Genomic DNA, 5,356 nt, shown 5'->3' with positions numbered 1-5,356 from the left:
CGCCTGCGCACCCCCGCCGAGACCGCCTACGAGGTCCGCACCCAGGTCCTGGCGCCCGGTGCGGCACTGGGCTGGGAGACCCACCCGGGCACCGAGATCACCCTGGTCGAGGCCGGTGAGGTCACCGTGCAGGAGTTCGGCGCCTGCGCCCCGCGGCCGGTCCCCGCGGGCCGCACGGTGGTGGTCGGCGAGGGCGTGCCCCACGTCGTCGTCAACACCGGTCCCGAGCCTGCCCGCCTCGTGGTGACGACGCTGCTGACCCCCGGCCCGCCCGCCACCGCGCCGGTGCCCCCCGCCTGCTGAGTGAACCGGCGCGAATCGTCGGTGCCGTGTGGGATGGTGGTGACCTCGCTGCGCAGGGCGGCGGGAGGGGAGAGCGGCGCGGACATGGTGCGCAAGACCGTCACCGCGGGCGACGGGCGGACCTGGGAGGTCTCCCGACAGATCGACTGGTCGCCCCCCGCGGTGGGAGACGAGTTCGAGCACGACGTCGACGGTGGCCGCGGCGCGGTCGTCATGGTGATCTGCGCGCTGATCGTCTTCGGCGTGTTCATCGTCGCCTGGCCCGTGCTCGCGCAGTCGCGGGTGCACGTCCCACTGGGCTACTGGTTCCTCGCGCTGGTCATCGTGGGGTTCTTCCCGGTCCGCTGGTACCTGCGCAGGCCGTGGACGATCGTGGCGGAGACGGACGGGCACTACGGGCCCGACGCCGGGCAGGAGCGCTGGGTGGGCAACATCCGCGGGATCGGCCGGGCCCAGGAGGAGATGCGCGTGGTGGTCCTCTCGTTGCGCCAACGCGGCACCCCCGGGCACGCCGACAGCCCCCTGCAACCCCAGAGCTGATGCCCGAGCTGCCCGAGGTCGAGGCCCTCGCCCAGCACCTGCGCGACCATGCGCTCTACCGCCCGGTCGCGCGGGTGGACGTGGCCAGCATGAGCGTGCTCAAGACCTTCGACCCGCCGGTGTCCGCGCTGGTCGGGCGGGTGGTCACCGGCGCGTCGCGGTTCGGGAAGTTCCTGTCCGTGGACTTCGAGGACCGTCCCGACGCGGGCCCGTTCCACCTGATCACCCACCTCTCGCGGGCCGGGTGGCTGCGCTGGCACGAGCAGGCGTCGAGCGCCCCGCCGAAACCCACCGGCCGCGGCCCGCTCGCGCTCCGGGTCCATCTCGACGCCGTGGGCGGACCCGGGTTCGACCTCACCGAGGCGGGCACGCAGAAGCGGCTGGCCGTCTACCTGGTGGCCGACCCGCAGGAGGTGCCGGGCATCGCGCGGCTGGGGCCCGACGCGATGGACGTCGACCGTGCCTCGTTCGGCGAGATCCTCGCCGGGCGCTCCGAGCGGATCAAGAACCTGGTCGTGGACCAGAAGACGCTGGCCGGGATCGGCAACGCCTACTCGGACGAGATCCTGCACACCGCCCGGCTGTCGCCGTACGCGGTGTCCGGGCGGCTCTCGTCGGAGAAGGTGGACGCGCTGTACGCGGCTCTCCGGTCGGTGCTCTCCGATGCGGTCGAGCGGTCCGTGGGGCAGGGTGCGGCGTCGCTGAAGGGCGAGAAGCGCTCCGGGCTGCGGGTGCACGCGCGCACCGGGCTGCCGTGCCCGGTCTGTGGGGACACCGTGCGGGAGGTGTCGTTCGCCGATCGGTCGTTCCAGTACTGTCCGACCTGCCAGACCGGCGGCAAGCCCCTCGCCGACCGGCGGCTGTCCAGGCTGGTGAGGTGAGCGCGGTGGCCGAGGTGCTCTCGTCGCCGTTGGTGCTGGTCCTGGCGGCTGTGATCGTCGCGCTGGTCGCCGTGATCGTGGTGCTGCTGGTGCGCCGGGCGCGGCGCCACACGTTCGCCAGCCCGCTCGAGCGGGCCACCTTCTCCACGCTGCACACGGTCGCGCTGGCGGCCCCCGCGCTGCGGGACGGGCTGAACCCCAACTCGGCCAACTACGCGCTGCCCTACCTGCGCACGCTGCTGGACACCTCCGCCCTCACCATGACCGACGCCCGCGGCGAGGTCCTGGCCTGGGACGGCGAGGCGGACCAGCACAAGCCCGACGTCGTGGCCCTGGCCGACCAGGTGATCACGACCGGCCGTCAGCAGGTGCTCTCGCACGGCGCGATCGCCTGCAACTACCCGAACTGCGACATCCGCGGGATCGTGGCCGTGCCCCTGGAGAGCGACGGCACGATCATCGGCACGCTCGCCGCGCTCACCAACGCGACCGCGGGTCCGGTGCTGCTGCGGGCCACCGCCGAGGTCGCGCGGTACGTGTCGTCCCAGCTGGAGCTCGCGGAGCTCGACGAGTCGCGGGCCCGGCTCAACCGCGCCGAGGTCCGGGCGCTGCGGGCGCAGATCTCCCCGCACTTCGTCTACAACGCCCTCACCACGATCGCCTCCTTCATCCGCACGGACCCGGTCCGGGCCCGTGACCTGCTGATCGAGTTCGCGGACTTCACCCGCTACTCGTTCCGCACGGCGGGCGAGTACACGACGCTGTCCGACGAGCTCACCAACATCGAGCGCTACATCGCGCTGGAGAAGGCCCGCTTCGGCAACCGGCTCAACATCAAGCTGCAGATCGCGCCCGAGGTGCTGAACGTGGTGCTGCCGTTCCTGGCGTTGCAGCCGCTGGTGGAGAACGCGGTGCGGCACGGGTTGGCCAGCAAGCCCAACGGCGGGACGATCACGATCACCGCGGAGAACGCAGGCGCCGAGTGCGTGATCATCGTGGAGGACGACGGGGTGGGCATGGACCCCGCCCGGCTCACCGAGGACCTCGACGATGCCCACCTGTCCGGTGCGCACGTCGGCCTCGGCAACGTGGACGACCGGATGCGCTCCGCCTTCGGAGACGACTTCGGCCTGGTCGTGGACACCGCCGTCGGGGCGGGAATGAAGATCACCTTGCGAGTACCGAAGTTCCGGGCGGGCATCCGCGCCTGAGCACCGCCCGGCCGCCCCGGCTGCTCACCCCGCCCAGCTCGCCCGACCAGCCCTTCCCACCTGGTTCGGCCGCCGCCCCGTGGTGAAGGCAGTTGGTCGGATTCGAGCTGTTGCGTGGGGCGGCTGTTGGGCAGGCAGGCCGTTGATCGGATCGGCTGTTACTCGGACGGCGGTCGGTCCGTCAGGGCGCCGGGGCTCAGGCTCCCACGATCGCCGAGTCCGACCCAGCTGGGCTGGGCTGGGCCGGCGCGGGTCGGGCGGCGCCGGGGCAGGGTGTGCCGCGAGGGCGTCGCGGCGAAACGGGGGCTCGTCGTCGGGCGCGGCGGGTGGGGGGCCGGACGGCATACTGTGGCCGCATGGACGCCCTGCGTATCCCTGATCGTCTGAGCTCCCGCCTGCCCGGCCGCCTCGGCGGGGAGAAGGCCGACCAGCCCGTCGTGCCGATGGTGCGGCTGCACGGGGTGATCACGCCGCAGATGGGCGGGCCGGTGCCCCGCTCGGTGATCAACTCGACGTCCACGGAGAAGGTCCTGGAGCGGGCGTTCACCACCGAGCACGCGGTCGCCGTGGCGCTGCTGGTGAACTCGCCGGGCGGCTCACCCACGCAGTCCGCGCTGGTCGGGGACCGGATCCGGGGCCTGGCCGAGGAGCACGACCTGCCGGTGCTGGCCTTCTGCGAGGACGTCGCGGCCTCCGGGGGGTACTGGCTGGCCTGCGCGGCGGACGAGATCTACGCGCACCCGACGTCGACGGTGGGCTCGATCGGCGTCGTCAGCTCCGGGTTCGGGCTGGAGGGCCTGATCCAACGGTGGGGGATCGAGCGCAGGCTGCACACGGCGGGCACGTCCAAGGCCCGGCTGGACCCGTTCCTCCCGGAGAAGGAGGAGGACGTCGCGTGGCTGCGCGGGGTCCAGGACGAGCTGCACGAGATGTTCGTGGAGTGGGTGACCTCGCGCCGCGGGGACAAGCTGGCGAAGGACGCGGACCTGTTCACCGGCGAGGTGTGGACGGGGGCGAAGGCGCTCGGCCTCGGCCTGGTCGACGGGCTGGGTACGCCGCGGGGGATCCTCACCGAGCGTTTCCCCGACGCGAAGCTCGCCCCGGTCGAGGGACGCAAGCCGCTGCTCGCCCGGCTCGGACTGGGAGCGCCCGCGGCGGCCTCGCTGCTCGGTACGGCTGGAGGGATGCAGGTCAGTGCGGCTGACGTCGTACTGGGTGTCGCCCAGGCGGCCGACATCAGAGCGAGCTGGGCGCGCTACGGTCTGTAGCGTCGCCGGTGGTGGGCGAACCCGGCACAGGGATGTGCGTCACCCGTTCGAGGTGTAGCCGATCGGTCGCAGATTGGTGAGATGCCCTGGCATCCGGCACCGATCACCGTCACCATGGTCGGCAGACCGGATGGCGTTGCCGAGCGACGTGTCCGGTCCGCGCACCGGGCACGCAGGATGAGGAGATCGTGGACAGCACCGACAGCTCCGGAGGTCTGGTCGTCCTGGCTGTGGACGACGAGCAGCCGGCTCTCGAAGAACTGGCGTTCCTGCTGAACGAGGACCCGCGAGTGGCGGAGGTCCTCAAGGCCTCGGACGCCACCGAGGCGTTGCGGCAGCTGAGCGCGCGGAGCACCCGCGAGCACACGCACGCCACGATGAGCGCGGCGCGCGCCGCGGGCCAGCCGCTGCCACCGGCGTCACCGGCCCGCCTGGCGGACCGCACGGACATCGACGTGGTGTTCCTCGACATCCGGATGCCCGGGCTCGACGGCCTGGAGCTCGCCCGGGTGTTCTCCTCCATGCTGCAGCCGCCGGAGGTCGTGTTCGTCACCGCGCACGACGACCGCGCGGTCGACGCCTACGAGGTCGGCGCGAAGGACTACCTGCTCAAGCCGCTGCGCGAGGAGCGGTTGGCCGCGGCGCTGGACCGGATCATCTCCAACCGCACCACCGCGGCCCCGGCCGAGGCCGCACCCCAGGAGCGGGACGAGGACGAGGTCATCCCGGTCGAGCTGGCGGGCACCACCAAGCTGGTCCCGCGGTCGGCGGTGCGGTACGTGGAGGCCCAGGGCGACTACGCCCGGCTGCACACCACGGACGGCAGCCACCTCGTTCGGATCCCGCTGTCGGTGCTCGAGGACCGCTGGCGAGACGCCGGTTTCGTGCGCATCCACCGCTCGTTCCTGGTGGCGTTGCCGCTGGTCACCGAGCTGCGGCTGTCCGGATCGGGGTACGTCGTGCGGGTCGGTTCCGGACCGGACACCGCCGAGCTGCCGGTCTCCCGGCGGCACACCCGCGAGCTGAAGGACCGCCTCGTCCGTGCGACGAAGCAGGCGTGGAGCCAGAGGTGACCCAGCGTCGCCCGGCCCACGGGGTCCGGGTGGCGTGGTGAGCACCTCGCTCGACGACGGCTCCCCACCCTCCGCGAACC

6 protein-coding genes are annotated in these 5,356 nt (G+C 72.6%); all 6 read left to right on the top strand.

What is annotated here, in order from left to right; translation table 11 throughout:
* Positions 1 to 303: cupin domain-containing protein (locus H5J29_RS19570; protein WP_181782497.1), on the top strand; the 303-nt coding region annotated here is incomplete at its 5' end.
* Positions 304 to 336: 33 nt separating this feature from the next.
* Entirely contained in the window at positions 337 to 843 is a 507-nt protein-coding gene (locus H5J29_RS19565; RefSeq protein WP_246394066.1) for a hypothetical protein, read from the top strand.
* Positions 843 to 1,724, top strand: a complete 882-nt coding sequence (locus H5J29_RS19560) for an Fpg/Nei family DNA glycosylase (protein WP_181782496.1) — start codon at positions 843 to 845, stop codon at positions 1,722 to 1,724. Before H5J29_RS19565 ends, H5J29_RS19560 begins: the two co-directional genes overlap by 1 nt.
* Positions 1,725 to 1,729: 5 nt before the next feature.
* Entirely contained in the window at positions 1,730 to 2,935 is a 1,206-nt protein-coding gene (locus H5J29_RS19555; protein ID WP_181782499.1) for a sensor histidine kinase, read from the top strand.
* Positions 2,936 to 3,300: 365 nt separating this feature from the next.
* Entirely contained in the window at positions 3,301 to 4,203 is a 903-nt protein-coding gene (locus tag H5J29_RS19550; RefSeq protein WP_181782498.1) for a S49 family peptidase, read from the top strand.
* Between the two features lie 188 nt (positions 4,204 to 4,391).
* Positions 4,392 to 5,276: a LytR/AlgR family response regulator transcription factor gene (locus H5J29_RS19545; protein ID WP_181782495.1), complete on the top strand. Its 885-nt coding sequence runs from the start codon at positions 4,392 to 4,394 to the stop codon at positions 5,274 to 5,276.
* Positions 5,277 to 5,356 lie beyond the last annotated feature (80 nt).

Origin of the sequence: Pseudonocardia pini, assembly GCF_013870575.1 — a bacterium.
Taxonomy (GTDB): domain Bacteria; phylum Actinomycetota; class Actinomycetes; order Mycobacteriales; family Pseudonocardiaceae; genus Pseudonocardia; species Pseudonocardia pini.
The sequence above is the reverse complement of the archived record's forward strand: the minus strand, read 5'-3'. Positions and strand labels throughout refer to the sequence as shown.

Excerpts from the sequence above, each read along its gene's own strand:
- H5J29_RS19565 (WP_246394066.1), top strand. The coding sequence starts at position 337 with ATGGTGGTGACCTCGCTGCGCAGGGCGGCGGGAGGGGAGAGCGGCGCG.
- H5J29_RS19560 (WP_181782496.1), top strand. The coding sequence starts at position 843 with ATGCCCGAGCTGCCCGAGGTCGAGGCCCTCGCCCAGCACCTGCGCGAC.